17 protein-coding genes and 3 pseudogenes are annotated in these 16,104 nt (G+C 56.2%); 5 read left to right on the forward strand and 15 right to left on the reverse strand.

The window, feature by feature from the left end; genetic code table 11:
• The coding region (locus A0J57_RS24090) for a transposase (protein WP_201030967.1) at nt 1–153 on the forward strand (153 nt) is incomplete at its 5' end.
• Between the two features lie 313 nt (nt 154–466).
• On the opposite strand, the gene A0J57_RS24095 is transcribed toward A0J57_RS24090, so the two are convergent.
• From A0J57_RS24095 to A0J57_RS27385, 4 genes and pseudogenes are all read right to left on the reverse strand, one after another.
• The gene (locus A0J57_RS24095) at nt 467–919 is read right to left on the reverse strand and encodes an aquaporin (RefSeq protein ID WP_235600950.1); all 453 of its coding nucleotides are present in this window, start codon (nt 917–919) and stop codon (nt 467–469) included.
• The gene (arsC, locus tag A0J57_RS24100; RefSeq protein WP_061940672.1) at nt 916–1,347 is read right to left on the reverse strand and encodes an arsenate reductase (glutaredoxin); all 432 of its coding nucleotides are present in this window, start codon (nt 1,345–1,347) and stop codon (nt 916–918) included. Before arsC ends, A0J57_RS24095 begins: the two co-directional genes overlap by 4 nt.
• Nucleotides 1,344–1,691, reverse strand: coding sequence for a helix-turn-helix transcriptional regulator (locus tag A0J57_RS24105; protein ID WP_061940675.1), 348 nt, complete (start codon nt 1,689–1,691; stop codon nt 1,344–1,346). The genes arsC and A0J57_RS24105 overlap by 4 nt, the downstream gene beginning before the upstream one ends.
• Before the next feature lie 122 nt (nt 1,692–1,813).
• Nucleotides 1,814–2,568, reverse strand: a pseudogene (locus A0J57_RS27385) (transposase).
• On the opposite strand from A0J57_RS27385, the gene A0J57_RS26750 reads away from it, so the two are divergent.
• Nucleotides 2,545–3,180, forward strand: coding sequence for a hypothetical protein (locus tag A0J57_RS26750; RefSeq protein ID WP_201030970.1), 636 nt, complete (start codon nt 2,545–2,547; stop codon nt 3,178–3,180). The pseudogene A0J57_RS27385 and the gene A0J57_RS26750 overlap by 24 nt on opposite strands.
• Here the strand turns inward: A0J57_RS26750 and A0J57_RS24115 are convergent.
• The 9 genes from A0J57_RS24115 to A0J57_RS24155 are packed head-to-tail and all read right to left on the reverse strand — an operon-like array spanning nt 3,082 to nt 12,528.
• Complete coding sequence (locus tag A0J57_RS24115) at nt 3,082–5,103, reverse strand: hypothetical protein (RefSeq protein ID WP_061940679.1); 2,022 nt, start codon at nt 5,101–5,103, stop codon at nt 3,082–3,084. The two genes, A0J57_RS26750 and A0J57_RS24115, sit on opposite strands and share 99 nt — an antisense overlap.
• 25 nt (nt 5,104–5,128) lie before the next feature.
• The gene (locus tag A0J57_RS24120) at nt 5,129–6,646 is read right to left on the reverse strand and encodes a hypothetical protein (RefSeq protein WP_061940682.1); all 1,518 of its coding nucleotides are present in this window, start codon (nt 6,644–6,646) and stop codon (nt 5,129–5,131) included.
• Nucleotides 6,643–7,644 carry a glycosyltransferase family 2 protein gene (locus A0J57_RS24125; RefSeq protein WP_064232773.1) on the reverse strand — a complete coding sequence of 334 codons (1,002 nt, stop codon included), beginning with the start codon at nt 7,642–7,644 and terminating at the stop codon, nt 6,643–6,645. Before A0J57_RS24125 ends, A0J57_RS24120 begins: the two co-directional genes overlap by 4 nt.
• Nucleotides 7,641–8,027, reverse strand: a complete 387-nt coding sequence (locus tag A0J57_RS24130) for a GtrA family protein (protein WP_061940685.1) — start codon at nt 8,025–8,027, stop codon at nt 7,641–7,643. The genes A0J57_RS24125 and A0J57_RS24130 overlap by 4 nt, the downstream gene beginning before the upstream one ends.
• On the reverse strand, nt 8,024–8,938 hold the full coding sequence (locus A0J57_RS24135) for an NAD(P)-dependent oxidoreductase (protein ID WP_061940687.1): 915 nt from the start codon (nt 8,936–8,938) through the stop codon (nt 8,024–8,026). Before A0J57_RS24135 ends, A0J57_RS24130 begins: the two co-directional genes overlap by 4 nt.
• Nucleotides 8,935–10,029 carry a CDP-glucose 4,6-dehydratase gene (gene rfbG, locus A0J57_RS24140; RefSeq protein ID WP_101756504.1) on the reverse strand — a complete coding sequence of 365 codons (1,095 nt, stop codon included), beginning with the start codon at nt 10,027–10,029 and terminating at the stop codon, nt 8,935–8,937. Before rfbG ends, A0J57_RS24135 begins: the two co-directional genes overlap by 4 nt.
• Entirely contained in the window at nt 10,011–10,787 is a 777-nt protein-coding gene (gene rfbF / locus A0J57_RS24145) for a glucose-1-phosphate cytidylyltransferase (RefSeq protein ID WP_061940689.1), read from the reverse strand. The genes rfbG and rfbF overlap by 19 nt, the downstream gene beginning before the upstream one ends.
• A gap of 37 nt (nt 10,788–10,824) precedes the next feature.
• Nucleotides 10,825–11,688, reverse strand: coding sequence for a transketolase family protein (locus A0J57_RS24150; RefSeq protein WP_061940690.1), 864 nt, complete (start codon nt 11,686–11,688; stop codon nt 10,825–10,827).
• Between the two features lie 6 nt (nt 11,689–11,694).
• On the reverse strand, nt 11,695–12,528 hold the full coding sequence (locus A0J57_RS24155) for a transketolase (RefSeq protein WP_062017439.1): 834 nt from the start codon (nt 12,526–12,528) through the stop codon (nt 11,695–11,697).
• Between the two features lie 118 nt (nt 12,529–12,646).
• Between A0J57_RS24155 and A0J57_RS24160 the strand changes: the two genes are divergently transcribed.
• A complete protein-coding gene (locus A0J57_RS24160; RefSeq protein ID WP_062017442.1) occupies nt 12,647–13,426 on the forward strand; it encodes a class I SAM-dependent methyltransferase in 780 nt (259 codons plus the stop codon).
• 225 nt (nt 13,427–13,651) lie between these two features.
• A complete protein-coding gene (locus tag A0J57_RS26210) occupies nt 13,652–15,178 on the forward strand; it encodes a hypothetical protein (RefSeq protein WP_153017894.1) in 1,527 nt (508 codons plus the stop codon).
• A 220-nt stretch (nt 15,179–15,398) separates the two neighbouring features.
• Here the strand turns inward: A0J57_RS26210 and A0J57_RS24165 are convergent, their stop codons facing one another.
• Both A0J57_RS24165 and A0J57_RS27235 read right to left on the reverse strand, forming a co-directional pair.
• The gene (locus A0J57_RS24165) at nt 15,399–15,770 is read right to left on the reverse strand and encodes a type II toxin-antitoxin system VapC family toxin (protein ID WP_062017445.1); all 372 of its coding nucleotides are present in this window, start codon (nt 15,768–15,770) and stop codon (nt 15,399–15,401) included.
• A pseudogene (locus A0J57_RS27235) lies at nt 15,767–15,934 on the reverse strand (type II toxin-antitoxin system VapB family antitoxin); the annotation flags it as partial. The gene A0J57_RS24165 and the pseudogene A0J57_RS27235, both read right to left, overlap by 4 nt.
• An 83-nt stretch (nt 15,935–16,017) precedes the next feature.
• On the opposite strand from A0J57_RS27235, the pseudogene A0J57_RS26215 reads away from it, so the two are divergent.
• Nucleotides 16,018–16,104, forward strand: a pseudogene (locus A0J57_RS26215) (IS5/IS1182 family transposase); the annotation flags it as partial.

Genomic DNA, 16,104 nt, shown 5'->3' on the forward strand with positions numbered 1-16,104 from the left:
CAGGAGTTCGAGCATATCCGCAAGCGCTACTGGGGCCAACGCTTCTGGCAGCGCGGCTACTTCTCGACCACGTCCGGCAACATCACCGATGACACCATCCTGCGTTACCTCGACGGGCATGGCCACAAAAACGGCTTCAGCCCTTCGACATGATCCTACCGGCGTCAGCCGGTCAGTCATTCAGATAATCCACCGTCTGCGCGAACTGGCCGGTCGCGTTGCTGCCCAGCACGAACTGACCGAGCAGGTCAATGCTGTGATCGCCCTGCCGGACGAAGCCGACCACGGTTGAGGCCTTGTCGATGGTGGTGAAGCTGCCGGTGATGCCGCCGGTGGTCGTGATCAGTTCATAGGTGACGCCAGGGGTCAGCGGACGATTGCCGGTGATCCTGAGCGTCGCACCCGGCGCGATGCTGAGTGTGCCGCTAATGATGAGCGCATCGCTGATCCGATCTAAGCGGCTTCGCTATGCGGTTCCGCGAAGATCGTGTCGGCAACGAATTGCGCGGCCAGCGCGCCGACAAGCTGGGCAGCGATGAAGGCGGGCACGCAGGCCGGGACCGCTGCGGATCTTGGCCGACATCTGGAGGATCGGCCCGTCGAACATCAGATGCGCGAGCCAGACGCCAACTATGCCGCCAACGAGTTGGGCAGCGACGTAAGCGATAGCCGTATCGGTGCGGATGTGGCCGCGCAGCCGCATAACCAGCGTGACGGCCGGGTTCACATGGGCACCGGACACCGGCCCGAACATCGTGATGAGGACGAACAGGATCGCGCCGGTCGCGAGCGTATTGCCGAGAAGGGCAATGGCGAGGTTCCCGCCGGCAAGCCGTTCGGCCATGATGCCCGAGCCGATGACCGTAGCGAACAGCATGAAGCTGCCCGCCGCCTCGGCGAAGACGGCACGTCGGGTCACGTGGCCGTGATGCGGTTCCCCGCCCCATCGACGACCTGCTCGCCGTCCTCCTTCGCGAAGGCTCCGCGCTGCGCATCCGGCAGGATGTCGAGCACTGCCTCGGACGGCCGGCAGAGCTTCACGCCGAGCGGCGTCACCACCAGCGGACGATTGATGAGAATGGGATCCGCCATCATCGCGTCGATCAAGGTTTCATCGGATAATGCATCGTCACCCAGGCCGAGGTCGGCATAAGGCGTGCCTTTCTCGCGCAGGAGCGCGCGCGGCGTCATACCGGCCCGCTCGATCATTTCGATGATCAGTGCGCGCGACGGCGGTGTCCTCAGATATTCGACGACATGCGGTTCGACCCCCGAATTGCGGATCAGCGCCAGCGTGTTCCGCGAAGTTCCGCAGCCGGGATTGTGATAGATGACGATGGTGGTCACGGGCGCCCGGTCCTTCGGCAACAGGTGAGGTCGGCGAGCAGCGGCTCGCAGAGTTCGGCGCGGCCCTGACAGCAATCCTTGGCGAGAAAGATCATGAGACCGCGAAGCGTGTCGATATTGGCGCGCTGAATCTGATGCCGGCCGCGCTTGTCGGCGCTGACAAGGCCAGCCTTTGCGAGAACGGCGAGATGCGTGGAGAAGGTACTCTGTGTGAGGCCGCTGGCATCCACGAGCGCGCCCGTGGATAGCCCTTCGGGCTCATGCCGGACGAGCAGGCGAAAGGCGTCGAGCCGCGTGGGATGCGCGAGCGCCGCAAGAGCTTTGAGAGCGAGGTTCTGATACATGCATCGGACTTATCCGATGGGTTATCATCTGGCAATATGCATCGATATTTCCCGATAGGTTGGTGTTGACCATCGTCTTGCCGGGCTCGTCGTTCTTTACGAGGTCGGGAAAACCTGCCTCATCATGGGCTCCGTCGGTGCGATGCCTCATCGTTACCCGCGTGGTCCAAGGCCACAACGATTGCTGCGAGGTCATCAGCCCCATCGTCCCGGTCGGAAGATCCGCTCGGTCGAGCGGAGCGGGATATTGGTTCAGGCTGCGGCGGGTGCCGCTCCCCATTCAAACTCGGTGCCGTCAACTCAGATGCTGTGGAGAATAACGGCGATTTTGCGGGCCACCGCGATACCAGCCTTTTTGGAGCCACCCTTTTGGTGAGGCGCACGCCCCAGGCCTTCAAGGAGGACCATCGCTCGATCCGGCCGACGAGAACGGATGCCGCCTCGAACAGGTAGGTTCGCGCGAGCCGGTCTCCCAATTTCGAGATGCGGCCGGACCAGTCCATCTCGCCGGATTGATGTCGTCGGGCGTGAGCGCGAGATAGGCGCCGACATCGCTCGATCGCCGCAAACTGGATGGGTCGTCGACGGCCCTCATGAACGCGAGCGAAGTCAGGGCACCGACGCCCGGCACGGTCATGAGCCGCCGGGCCGTTTCGTCTCGTCGAGCCATGTTCAGGAGAAGCCTGTCATAGGCGCGGATCTGATCCCGGATGCTTTGCACGACGGTCAGCAACGGACCGCACATCGCGGTGAGCGCTGGATTACCGTCGCGTGCCGCTTGCACGCGCTGCGCAAGCCCGCGGCCAGCGGGGCTGCCCAGCATGGCCCCGGTCGTCTTCATAATGTTGCGGGCTTGGTTCTCCAGATCGCGCCGCATGTTGATCAGGCGCTGACGGGCCAGAAGCAGAGATCGTCGTTGATGCGCCTCGACGGATTTCGCATGGGCAGCCTTGAACTAACCGACGCGCATCAGTTCGGCGAGACCACGGGCGTCGTTACGATCCGTCTTGTTGAGGCGCATCGACAGAGCGCGGTGTGCGTCACGCGCCTCCATATACACCCCGGGGAGACCCTGCGACTTGAGCTCTCGGCAAAGCCAACTGCTCGAACTACCTGCCTCTATTCCGATGCGTTCGGCATCGGGGGCATGCTTCACGACATAGCGGCCTATCGCCAACGGGTCGGTGCGAACCTTACCCTCCTTGATGAGCTTCCGGCATCATCGATGACGCATACGCTCGTCTCTGCGACAGAGACATCCAAACCCACGAACAGCATTGGTGACCCTCCTTTAGACAAGGGGACATCACATTGGCCGACTCAGATTTTCGGCGATCCCGCCTTTACCCCCTGTTACCTGGCCTCGCTGGTTCAAACGCTCAGAAATCGCTTAGCGGCAATTTCCCATGCACTGGCTTCCATGTTCAAGGATATCCCGAACGGTTGGTTCTGGTTTGGGCTTGGTATTGTCCAGATTCAATGCGGCTAGCTTGATTGTACGCTCATTCGTAGGACTTTGGCGTGGAGCAAGATAGTAGGCTTGGTAGATACCAAAAGATATCCGCTCTCTTATGTCATAAGCGGTCTGAAATGCGCTTACCCATGCGTCATAGCCGGGACCGACCAATATCCATCCGGGACGTCGGTAGGCCATTGCGCCGCGTTTAACATAGTGCAGTATAATCATGCCGGGCAGAGGTTCGAAATTGGCGACATTGTTAACGCTTGTCCATGTCGAAGCGGATGTGGAATGAAGGAGCAGCTTGCGGTCATCCAGCAGCACGACCATGCCGGCGTGGCGGGCGTGCAGATATTCCAGTCCCATCGCAGCATCACGCCGCATCGGTGTGGGCCCATCGTTCGGCGCCGGTGTGAAGCGAGCGATCATGCGGGATGGACCCAACGTCAGCAGACCTGTTCGGCGGGCGCCATCGATCCAGGGATCAAAGTTGAAGGCGGCGATGAAGGGTATCATAGCGGTCATCATGGTGCGAACAAAGGCGCCAGCAAAGATCCGCGTGCCCCGATCGCTTTCATCGATGCTCCCCAGCATCGCAAGCAGCAGCAGCAGCAGTAAGGGAAACAGGTTTAAAATATTGTTGTCGTGACTGCGGCTGAGGAAATAGCTGCTGGCTGCCAAGAACCCTAGCAAGCATGCGTAGAGCGATCGCGATTGGGAGGAGAACCCTTGTTGCAACAGGAGCCCGATCGCGAGCATGACAGCGGCCAGCGCGATCCAGATGGTTCCTACCCAATTGACCGGCAGCATGCCTGGCGGATGCGCAATATAGGCAAAAAATGCATCTATCGTGAGGCTATGGCCTGATATTAACCACAGGAGGAGGGCGAGCATCGTGCCGCCAATCAGAACTGCAATGGCGCCGCGCATAGCGCCGCCGAGTAAGGCGAGCAGGGCTGGAATTCGACCGTCGGTGTCGGTAGCATCACGAATTGCCAGATAGGGCCACCAAATCGCAGTTCCGAAAAAGGCCGCTTCTGGCGACCAGAACATATCGATGAGCCACAGCAGATGCCCAATCCAGTCGCGGCGGACCTGCCGCTTTTCCGCCAGCAGGATGTGGAAGAGCAGGGCGGCGATGGACAGGAAGCGTAGCCCGGCTACGGCCGGTGTCAGCACAGGACCGGCAAATTGAATCGGAAAGCCGGTCCAGATTAAGCAGGCAAAAAACATCGCGACCAGGGCAAGCCATCGTAAACCCTGCTTGCGGCCTGCTGTCAGTAGGATCGTGCTGCCGGCCAAAATCGCAAAATAGAGTGCATTGGCGATGACCGCGACCGTGTACATCCCGCGCCAGCAATTTTGACCGCAGCTTGCCAATAACAGGGCGGTAGGACCAAGCCCATATTGGACCGGGAAATCGCGATAGGGGAGGCCGCCCCCTCGCCATGCCTCGACTGGTGCTAGTAAAGCGCTCCAATGATGCCAGCCAGTGTAGAATGGTTGGAGAGATTCGAATGGGGTTGTCGGCAGGCCGGCAGCCAGACCAATGAGGAGACTTGCCAACACCGGCACCCAGAGGCGAAATGGCCCATCCGATCGGGTACGAGGCAAAAAAAGCAGCAGCAGGAGGGGGATCAACGTCAGAACAACGAATATCAAGGTTTGGGTCGGGCTGAGCTGAAAAGTCAGCGACCACCACATTGTTGTCCCGAACAGCAGGATGGCGGTGGTGCCGCCCAGAAGCGAAAGCGTCCCACCCCTGATCAACGGCAGCAGCAGAAGCGCTCCAATCCATGCGACATTGCCATTTCTCGCAAGCATGAGAAAGCAAGCGCCCGCTATCAATAGCAAGCAAACCGGCCAGGCGGCATTTGGCATCGGCCTGAACCAGTTCGAAGCATAAGGTGCCAGCAATGCGGCTATCAGCAGCCCGATGTAGACCGACAGCATGGGTAGGGAGGAATGCATATGTGTGCTACTGTTGTTCGCGGTCGCGTCTAGGGCTGAACCAAGGGCGATCCCAACAACGTGTCGGCTGTGTTTCGGCCACGCGCGCCACCGGGTCTATCCGGAAAGGCATGGCGTCACGCGCAGCAAAATAGGATGCGTGGGGGACTGCGGTACCTGTCTGCCGATTCCATACGCCGACCAGCGAACAATGGGGCGTTGGAGAAGGTGACAAGCGGAAGTCGCGAGCGATTTCGGCAGCCCCAGTTACCGACCCCAGGCTGATCAAGGCCAGGAACCAAATTTTATCGTTCCATCGCTCCAGCCTGCCCGCTCGGTCAGCGTAGGCAAGGGCGAGCAGTGCTAATGCCATTATCGACGCGCGCATTTGAAAATCATTGCTCGACCCGATCGACCATAGTGGCATGAGGGAAAGGCTCCCAGCCGTAATCAACATTATTGCGCGATCGGTCGCCCGATCGCGCAATAATGGTAGAAGAAAAGGCATGACCTCCAACAACAAGAACAGGCCATAGGTGCCATCTGGAGGCAGCGGTCCACCTCCAACAGTCGCTGCATCGGCGGATAAGTAGATAAACGCCGGCAATGAGCATGCGCTTGCCACCAAGCAGAGAAGGACGTCGCGCCATCCCCAAGCGCCGGTGCGAACGACACAAATGCTGGCGAAGGCAGCGAAGGGCAGCGCACCTAGCACGGCAAAGGGCGACCATAGCGCGACTAGCGGGATACTGGCAGCGAAAAGGCCGATCGGAGCCATTTTGCGACGCCAAAGAAGAAATGTGAGGGCTACACTCCACCCTGCCATACCATGCTGGGGAACCCAGAATATCTGGGTGATATGCGCGCTATACTGATAATTTTGCGCCCAGTATTCGATATGATCCCAGTCTGTCTCTCCTGCCATCCATTGATGGATAAGATTACCGACCACATCTAGTCCACTGAATGTCAGAAATGTGATGAGCGCGATCCAGCGTGCCCGTTGCCCTTCGAATAAAGCTGCCCCTTGTGCCAAGAGAAGGGTCAATATCAGCGTGTTATGCGCCAGTAACGCCCAGTCGCGGCCAACCTGACTGATGCCGCCAAAAAGCGCGGGAACCAGATACATGCCAACAGGCGCGCGCAATAGTTGAGACTTGCCATCCAGCCAGTAATCGAATGGCCAGCGATGCATGCCCATATCAGCGAGTACTGCATCGCGAATCTGCCAGTCTGCCGTTGCAAAGATCAAGCGTCCTTCGCCTCCAAGGATCAGCAGGATTGTAGCAACAGCAAAGCAGACGAAAATAGTTCGCAGGCTGATCCCGCAATCGCCGGGCATGCTCTTCCAGACGATGCATGCGAGGGCGACCGGCAGCGTCAGTACCAGCGCGACCACGAGCGGGGGCGATATGCCCAACAATCCGAGCAGCAGAATATTGTCGAGGGCAAATAGTGCAATGAGCGCCGCAGTCAGCGTTCGCAGCGGGACCGAGACTGGGCGTTCGTGTTCAACTCTCACTATCCCGGCTGGGATAGAGGTCATGCGACCTCCACCTTCAACCGATGTTGGAGCTTGTGGACCGCATTTCCGACCGATGGCGCCATATTGATCCGCTCTCGTTCGACCACAAGTGGACGTTTCCGTACCTGCGCGTGTATCGAGGTTACATATTCGCCCAATATGCCCAGGAATGTCAGTTGGATACCGGACAAGAAAAAGAGGGCGACAATCAACGTCATTGTCCCGCGCGGGGCTAGGTCGGGGCGAGCCACATAGAAGCCAACGGCCATGAGGACATACAACAGGCACAGAACCGCTATGATAGCGCCGGCGAAGGTGCATAGGCGCATTGGCACGTTTGTGAAGCTGAAGATACCGTTCAGCGCCTGATCGATCAGGCGCGGCAGGTTGTTCTTCGAGATGCCGGAACGTCGCGCTGTCCAGGTGTAGGGCACGATGACGCGGCGGAAGCCGACCGAGGCGATGATGCCCCGAATATAGGGGTAGTGATCGTCATGGCAAACGACTGCCTCCCACACCTTGCGGTCGAGCAGCTGAAACTCGCCGACATTGACGGGAATGTCGATATCGCTCAAGCTGCGTACCGTGCGATAGAAGATCGCGCGACAAGTGCGCAGCGCCACGCTTTCCTGTCGGTTGACGCGTGCGCCTGCGACGACTTCAATGCCACTTTCCCATAGCTTGACGAATTCGGGAATCATCTCCGCCGGATCCTGAAGATCAGCGGGCAGGAAGACCACCACGGCATCGCCTGTTGCAGCGCGCAATGCATTGAAGTTGGATCGGAAGGGACCGTAATTGCGGGCGTTCAGGATCACCTTGATGCATGGATCGGTAGAGGCCAGTTTGCGCAATATGTCCTGCGTACCGTCGTGGCTGTCATTGTCGGCGAAGATATGCTCGCGGCCATAACCTTCCAGCGGAGCGCCGGGGGCGAACAGAGACGCGACAGCGTCGCGGCATAATTCAACGTTATCCGCCTCATTGAAGCACGGCGTCACGATCGAGATGGTCTTCATGATGTCTGCTCCGGCGAAGCCGCGAACACGAAGCGGCGCATGGCAAGGAAGGTGAGGGCAAAGAAGGGCAGAACAATAGCCTGAGCTAGCAACGGACTAAGTCCAACGCGCATGCCAAGGTCCAGCAACAGCATATTGAGGCCAAGCATGGAGGCATAGACGATAAGAAAGCGCGGCAGTCTACGGATATCGCGCGAGTGGAAAACAGCGCTGGCCGTCAGGAAATTGAAGAGAACCCCCGCCACGGTCCCGAAGATTAGGGCCATATGAGGATGTAATCTGAGCAACACCAAAGCGCCAAACACGCCATAGCCAAACAGCGTATTCATCGCGCCCGCGACGAGAAAGCCGATGAACCGGCGATCAAAGTTGGGCGCGATCACGCCGCCCGCCTCAGCGCATCGACCACAGTGACAAGGCCGTCTTCGATGGCGATGCGCGGGGTCCATCCGGTGGCGGCGGTAAGACGGCTGCAATCTCCCTCCAGATACATGATCTGGTTCGGACCGAATGGGATTTCTCCGAATCTCAGAGCAAGCGCAGGACAGGCCAAGTCGCGGATGCGCTCTACGATAGAACGAACGGTCACAGCGCGGCCGCTAGACAGGTTGAAGATACCCTGGGCACTGTCGGTCAGCGCAGCGGCCAATATGCCTCGCGCGCAATCCGAGATGTGAAGATAGTCCCATTTCTGCGTGCCTGCGCTGGTACGCGGCGTTCGACCCGAGAGAATCTGCGTTGTAACCGACGGAATCAGCCAGTTGGGATTGTCGCCGGGGCCGTATGGAGAGAAGAGCCGGAGCCAGACAAAGCCAATCCCAGCTTCCGCAGAGCGCTGGCGCGTCAGATGGCAGGCGGACAGCTTGGCGGCGCCATAGAGGAGAAAGGGTTCGGTTGGGGCACTTTCGTCGATGCGTCGGTCGTGGCGACCATATTCCGCTTGGCTGCCGATACCGATGAAGCGGTTTGCGCCGGAGGCAATTGCGCTGTCGAGTAAGGCCACCGTCGTCCGGATGTTGTCGAGCTGGAGATCGCTTGCGCGGGCAGGCCCACCCACGCCTTCCCAAGCCGAATGAATGACGATGTTGGGGCGTGTCGTCTCCAAAGCCCTAACGACTGCCGCATTGTCAGCGAGGTCAGCGACCGCGACCGCGCATCGACTCGCCAACGCTGCCACTCGGTGCGAAGCTGCATTGCGCACAAGAATGGTAACGCTGTGGCCCTCCCTCACCGCGAGATCAGCGACGGCAGCACCGACAAAACCACTGGCTCCGGTAATGAGGATCCGACTCATGCAGACACCATGGCGAGAAAATCCTCGGCTTGTGTACGGGTCGCTGATTGCTTGTCCTCGGCAAGATACCATTCAACAGTCAGCGCTAGCGCCTGGCTCAGCGACAGACGTGGATGCCAGTTCAACGCCGCTGCGGCGGACGAGGAATCGAGCGTCAGCATCGCGGCTTCGTGCGGATGATCACCAAGCTGCCTCGTCCAAGGGCGGGTCACGCCCCAGTGACTGGCTAGCAGGTCGATGACCTCGCGTACACTTGCCGTGTCAGTGGCTGCGGGTCCGAAATTCCACGCTCGCGCGAAGCTGACGGGGTTAGTGGCCAACGCCTGGGCGAGCAGCAGATAGCCGGTCAATGGTTCCAGCACATGCTGCCATGGGCGCACTGCATCCGGATTGCGAATTTCAAGGCAACGTCCAGCGGAAAAGGCACGGATAGCGTCAGGGATCAATCGATCGACAGACCAATCGCCACCTCCGATCACATTGCCGGCCCGCGCAGTAGCAAGGCCCACGCCTTTTTGAGCGAGGAAACTGTCGCGCCAGCAGGCGCTCACCAGTTCCGCGCAGGCTTTGCTGTTTGAATATGGGTCATGACCACCCAGGGGAGCATGCTCCCTATAGCCTTCGCTTCGACCGTCATTCGCATAGCATTTATCGGTTGTAACGGAAAGAATGGCGCTAACGGAAGGAGTATGGCGGCATGCCTCCAGCACATTGGCGGTACCCATTACGTTGGTGTGATAGGTGCTCAGAGGATCGACATAGGAAGCGCGCACCAGCGGCTGTGCCGCGAGGTGCAAAACAATTTCCGGCTCTGCCCGGCTCATGATGGTTGCAACTGCATCCGCGTCCCGAATGTCCGCTATATGGTGATCGCATAGCGTTACCGCTTCTACGGTCTCGAACATGGACGGACTGCTGTCAGGCGCCAGGGCCAGACCCGTGACGTGCGCGCCCAACCTTTCCAACAGCACCAACAGCCAAGTGCCCTTGAAGCCTGTGTGGCCGGTCACGAGCACGCGCCGCTCCGCCCAGAAGGCAGGATCGGGCGCCAAGAACATGGCACCCGGCCGTTTCAGTGCCAGGTTTTCCACGGGGCCTCTTTCCGTTCCCACATACCTTCAAGCATCTGCCTGTCGCGTAATGTGTCCATCGGCTGCCAGAATCCATCATGAAAGAAGGAGCGCAGTTCGCCGTCGGAGGCGAGGCATTCCAGTGGCTCGCGCTCCCAGATGCAGCTATCGGAATTGCCGAGATACTTGGCTATGGCGCGATTGAGTACGAAGAAGCCGCCGTTGATCCAGCCTCCTTCCTCCACCGGCTTTTCGGAAAAGGCTGAGACACGGTCGCCATCAAGGTCGAGCTGGCCATAGCGGCTGGCAGGGCGTACCGCGGTCACAGTGGCCTTGCGACCGTGGCTGCGATGAAAGTCGATCGCTGCGCTGATATCAAGATCGCTGACGCCATCGCCGTAGGTGAGGCAAAAATCCTCGTCATCCCCCAGATACTGCAGTGCTTGGCGTAAACGACCGCCGGTCATGGTTTCCGCGCCTGTGTCGATAAGGGAAATCTTCCAATTCTCGCATGCGTTGCGATGTACGTCCGTCGTCCCGCGGCGCAGGTCGATCGTGACATCCGACATGTGCAGAGCGTAATTGAAGAAATATTCCTTGATCATGTAACCCTTGTAGCCAAGGCACACGATAAACTCGTCTACGCCGTGTTGGGCATAGATTTTCATGATATGCCACAGGATCGGCTTACCGCCAATTTCCACCATGGGCTTGGGACGAACCGAAGTTTCTTCGGCAAGGCGGGTACCAAGGCCCCCTGCAAGAATGATCGCTTTCATAGATCATATCCTATGAACGGGCATGGTAAAGAAGCCGTTAAAGGGTAAGCCCGCCAATTCGGTTAAGCATCGCTTGCCCTGCGACCATGTCACAAATCGCAGCAGATAAAGTGATTGGTTCGATGCGAGCTGCGATGGGGGTGCCGGCAACCGATTCCATCAGCCAGGAGCCGAAGCCGCCATCGGCGAGATGATCCTCCAGCGTGGTCACCCGTTCGAACCGTGCCAACTGCGCTGGCTGGAGTGTCTTTGCCGACATGTTCCAAAGCGGGAGCGACCAGACAGCGCGGCCTTCTGCCCTCGCGATCGCAGCGCCTAGCGCCGCACCGGTCGAAAGCATCGCAGCACTTCCGTCGCCTTCGCGAACAGGTATCCAATGGCCCGGCGCCACGTTGGGCATGCTTTCATGAAATTGGGGTTCCCCAGCTTTGCCAAGGCGCAGATAGGAAGGTCCCGGATTGTCGACCAGCCAGCGTAGGCATGCCCGAGTTTCCAGCGGATCTCCAGGAGCGGCGATGGTCATGTGGGGCATTGCCCGTATCAATGCATAATCCTGCACGGCGTGATGGGAATAACCAAGCGCGCCGTAGGAGACGCCGCCGCCCACGGCGACGACGGTGACGGGCAGCCTATGATGGTCGACATCGTTCCTGATCTGCTCGGCGCATCGGAAAGTGGGGAAATTGGCGATGGAATATGTGAAGACGTGATAACCCTCGCTCGCCATCCCGGCAGCAAGACCGGTCATATTCTGCTCAGCCACTCCGGCATTGATGAAGCGGTCCGGGAAGCTATCGGCAAATTCCTCGATTACGCTATAGCCCAAATCGCCCACGACAAGTGCGATATTATCATGGGTTGCTGCTATGGTGGTCAGTTCCTCGATGAAGGCGTTACGCACTGTCTTTTATCCTTCGATTTCAGCGAGGGCCGCTTCCAGCAAATCAGGAGATGGACTGCGGTAATGCCATTCCACCCTATTCTCCATGAAACTGACACCTTTGCCCTTGATCGTGTGCGCGATCAGCATCATCGGTTTTCCACCTTCCCATGGTCCCGTGCTCAGGATATTGTTTAGTGCGGCATGATCATGGCCATCCACTTCACGAACAGCCCATCCAAATGCCTCGAATTTGGAATGCAGCGGTTCAAGTCTCAGTGTCTCATCCACAGTCTTAAGGCTCTGCAACTTGTTATAATCGAGAATACAAATGAGATTATCGAGGCCATGATGTGCCGCAAAGAGTGCCGCTTCCCAATTGCTGCCCTCGCCCCATTCACCGTCACTTGTGAGAACGATCGTGCGCCAGCCGTTGTTACGGCGCTTTGCCGCCAACGCCTTACCTGAGCCGAAAGGCAGCCCATGGCCTAGTGCTCCGGTGGAAAATTCCGCGCCGGGAATCTTGTGACTAATATGTGCCATGAGCGCGGAGCCGTCGGTACCATAGGTTTCGAGCAGCGCGTGATCGATGAAGCCGGCTTCTGCTAGGGCCGCATAGACAGCCACACAGGCATGTCCCTTCGACAGGATGAAGCGATCGCGATCAGGATGGTTTGGAAAAGCGGGACTGACTCGTAGCGTCTGGCCATACAATACAGCGATGATGTCGGCGATCGACAGCGCTGAACCGATGTGGGAGGCCTTCGCTCTCGTAACCATGCGCAGCGCTTGGCTTCTGATACGCTGAGCAAGGAGGTGAGTATCCTGCAGCGCGACGGCGGTGAGGGGCTCTTCTTTCATGCGATCAAATTCGAAGAATATAGTTAAGATTTATTCAACCCACCGCCGCTATCTTAATATCACCACACCTCCTATGAAGGCGGTGATAGCATGAATGGATTGTGCACTCGTGCCGAAAATGACCCAATGTGCCGAAGATTTTCAACCCATTCCGTTGAAGGTGGCGTCCTCCTTGCAGTCCAGAATGGCGTTCCGCCTTCGTCGTTTCGCGGATCTTCAATTAGGCACCATTTGGACATTTTTGTGGCCAAGGCTTTCCCATCTCAACGGCGAATTGTTGGATGTCGGCTGTGGTGAGATGCCATATCGAAGCTTCTTGCCCCCAACGGTTCGCTATACGGGGATCGATGTTCCGCATGCGGGTGCCTTCGCCATGCAGGGGAATGAAGAGGTCGTTGCTTTTGACGGTCTGTCCATCCCTTTTGGAGATGCAACCTTCGACACAGTGCTGTGCACGGAAGTGCTTGAACATTCCCCTGAACCAAAAGCGTTGCTTGCAGAAATAGAGCGGGTTCTGAAACCTGGGGGAATGTTGATCGCAACCGTCCCTTTTTCTGCTCGCGTTCACTATGCCCCTTACGACTTCCATCGCTTCTCCAAATACGCCCTGGATCGCATGCTCCGATCCTTCATACACGTTCATATAGAGGAGCGTGGCAATGATATTGCGGTCATAGCCAACAAGCTTATTGTCGTTGCTTTGCGATTGGCGAAGCCGTCCCGGCATTCTATTTGGCAATGGCCTCTGCTGTTACCGTTGTTGCCATTGGCACTGATCTTTCTGCTGTTGGCTCATCTGACGATAGCTTTCAACTTCGGCTCAAAAGACGATAGCCTAGGTTATGCTCTGATCGCGACAAAGCCGCTACTGGATAAAGACGATGTCTTAAAATATTGATTAGAATGACTAGTGCTGAGCCTTGCCAGCTTCAGCGTGTTGATTATGAAGGGGCTAGGGTAATATTTTCAACATTGTTAGTGGAAATAGAGCGTTGTGTGATCAATTAATCTTTACCGGAAGGTATCGAATATATATTTCCAGTCATTATGACGCGGGATAGGAGGTGATGATTATCTCATAAGGAAGATGTAATTCATTTATTTATTGGAAGTGTAAGGAAAAATGGGGAAATTTTCTTTAGCGCTGACTGGCAATAAAGTGTGGATTCTAATTGTTGCAGGGATACTGTCGTTTCAAGCTGCCTTAGTTTTGATGCATGAACCTTGGTTGGACGAGTGGCAATCCCTACAATTATCAGTGCAATCACCTACTGTGGGACAGTTATTTGAGAATTTGCATTATGAGGGGCATCCTCCCTTATATTATCTAATCCTCCGCGGTGCAGCGCGTATTGTTCCTTTGCCTTGGGTACTTGTTTTTGTTCAGCTTCCAGTATCACTTCTTATTCAAAGTATCATTCTTTTTAAAAGTTTTCCTCAACGGTATATCAGGGTTTTATTTTCTCTTAGCGCATTTGTCATTATAGACTACGGGATAATAGCGCGTAGTCTATCTGTCGGTGTTTTACTATTTCTCATTGCTTGGGCTTTTAGGAAGAAGCGCTGGGCATGGGTAGCAATAATAGCGTTACCTTCTGTCGATTTTCTCTTTGGTGTTCTGTCGCTAGTCTGTCTAGTAATTTATTGGCAGGAGCGCAATTGGTCTTGGCCGGGCTTTGCGTTTTGGATGGTGAGTGCTTTGGCTGCAGCTTTGAGCGTCGTGCCGGCACCTGACGTGGCTCCAGCTCTCCCACCCTCTTCAAATTTGATTATTACAGCCTTCGTCTTTCTTGCTTATATTTCCCAGTTACTTTTGCCTCTACCAATCAGCGAAAATGGCCTTGCCTGGAACACAACATTTCCTGTTGTTATTTCGGTAGTTGGAGGATTTATCGCAATTGTATTTTGTTATTTGAATCAACCTAAAATACAATATCATAAAATTCTTCTTATTTGTTTTTTGCTGATTTGTTTTATATTTAGCTTGTTTGTGTATGTTTTGCCAATTAGGCATTTATCGATTATAGCGCTACTATTCATAGCATTGATCTGGCGGGAGCAGGAGATGGGTTTGGTTGTCTCCCGTTATTTTTCGGCGTGGCTCGGCATGTCCGCGATATGCGGCATTTTTCTGGGGATCGTTAATTTAATATATCCCTTCGACACCGCTGCCGAAGCTGCCAGGTGGATACGCCAATCTGGGCTCACGCATAAGCATTGGGTATCCTATCCCGATAGCCGGGCGCAGGGTATTGCAATGCTTAATAATATGCAATTCACTCGCATTGGAAAGGTCTGTCAGCAAGATTTCATTAGATGGGACAACGAATATTCTCCAAAAAATCCAGTCGACGCGATTAGAGATATTGAGAAATTGGTAGATAAATATGGAAGATTATACCTTGTTAGCGATAAGGATATAAGGATATTTAGAGTATATAATAAAAAGATAGCTTTTTTTAAAAGTGGATTTAATGGGCAAAAATATTATTTTTATGAACTTGGACATATCGCCCCAAGATTAGAATCGTTTCCAGAAGAATGCCAAACCGGCAGATTTCGTTTTGCTGCATGGTCGTTGCAGGAACAGGATATCCGTCACAATATCCGTCAAAGATTGCGGAAATTCTTGGGCGTTAATCAAAGTTAAAATGATTTTTATTCCTAGCACTACTTTGACATTTTTTTGCTCCAGCTTTTGCGCGAGGAGCTTTTCACAGTGAGGGCACCGCAGAGGCGGAGGTCTTACTGCTATCCGATATATGCGGAAGGTCGCGTCGGCAGTGCGATGCTGTCGGAAATTTTTGGCCTTGCGAATGTTTCGATAAGGGGCGCTAAGTCGATTGAGGCAGGCATGGCGACCAAGGCTGCTACTGATCCAAGTTTGCATCCACGCCGAGACGCAAGGCGGCGGCTCGTAATCGCTTGTCACGTGTCCAGAATTGCCCGTCAGGCGTTAACATCGTTGCTGCCAGCAGATGTGCATCAATGTACCCGATGCCATGGCCGAACAGCTTGTGATTATTTATGAAGGCATGAACCTCCTCATCGTGTGCGACGAGAACTGATGGTAGTCCGCAAAGCGCTTCAAGTATGAGATCTCTTTGCCGAAGGCTGCCCAGCGCCAGTTCCCCAAGGATGAAAGAGTGGGAGAGAACCTGCCGTTGGTTGAGCGATTGGGAAAGGACGGGATCATCATGACGAAAATGACCGATCCAGACGGAAGTATCGACCAGGATCATGCAGGATCGGGGCGTCGGCGTGGCGCAGCTTCACCATGAGGCTCAGTGCCACCAAGGCGGACAAGTCGCGCTGCGCTCTCCCTCTCTATGAGAGCCTTGAGCGCTTCGCGAACGAGTGACGATTTTTCGGTCAGGCCGGTGAAAGCCTGTGCCTTCGCCGCAAGCTCATCGTCTAGGCCGTAGTGACATTTTAGGGATTCACGACGGTTTGGATTTTGTGCTTCAAGGCTGGCTTTTGGAGGCTGGCGTGGAAGGCGAAGTGCTGCGGGATGATCAGTGGGAGCGGCTGCGGGAGTTCGTTCCGGGMGGGCGCAAGGGCAAGCGCGGTCCTCGC

The organism is Sphingobium sp. 22B, from assembly GCF_001580035.1.
GTDB lineage: Bacteria > Pseudomonadota > Alphaproteobacteria > Sphingomonadales > Sphingomonadaceae > Sphingobium > Sphingobium fuliginis.

Bases quoted from the DNA above. Each gene is read 5' to 3' on its own strand.
- A0J57_RS24120 (WP_061940682.1), bottom strand. From the start codon at position 6,646: ATGACCTCTATCCCAGCCGGGATAGTGAGAGTTGAACACGAACGCCCA.
- A0J57_RS24125 (WP_064232773.1), bottom strand. From the start codon at position 7,644: ATGAAGACCATCTCGATCGTGACGCCGTGCTTCAATGAGGCGGATAAC.
- A0J57_RS24160 (WP_062017442.1), top strand. From the start codon at position 12,647: ATGACCCAATGTGCCGAAGATTTTCAACCCATTCCGTTGAAGGTGGCG.
- A0J57_RS24105 (WP_061940675.1), bottom strand. From the start codon at position 1,691: ATGTATCAGAACCTCGCTCTCAAAGCTCTTGCGGCGCTCGCGCATCCC.
- A0J57_RS24115 (WP_061940679.1), bottom strand. From the start codon at position 5,103: ATGCTGTCGGTCTACATCGGGCTGCTGATAGCCGCATTGCTGGCACCT.
- rfbF (WP_061940689.1), bottom strand. From the start codon at position 10,787: ATGAAAGCGATCATTCTTGCAGGGGGCCTTGGTACCCGCCTTGCCGAA.
- A0J57_RS26210 (WP_153017894.1), top strand. From the start codon at position 13,652: ATGGGGAAATTTTCTTTAGCGCTGACTGGCAATAAAGTGTGGATTCTA.
- A0J57_RS24165 (WP_062017445.1), bottom strand. From the start codon at position 15,770: ATGATCCTGGTCGATACTTCCGTCTGGATCGGTCATTTTCGTCATGAT.
- A0J57_RS24155 (WP_062017439.1), bottom strand. From the start codon at position 12,528: ATGAAAGAAGAGCCCCTCACCGCCGTCGCGCTGCAGGATACTCACCTC.
- A0J57_RS24135 (WP_061940687.1), bottom strand. From the start codon at position 8,938: ATGAGTCGGATCCTCATTACCGGAGCCAGTGGTTTTGTCGGTGCTGCC.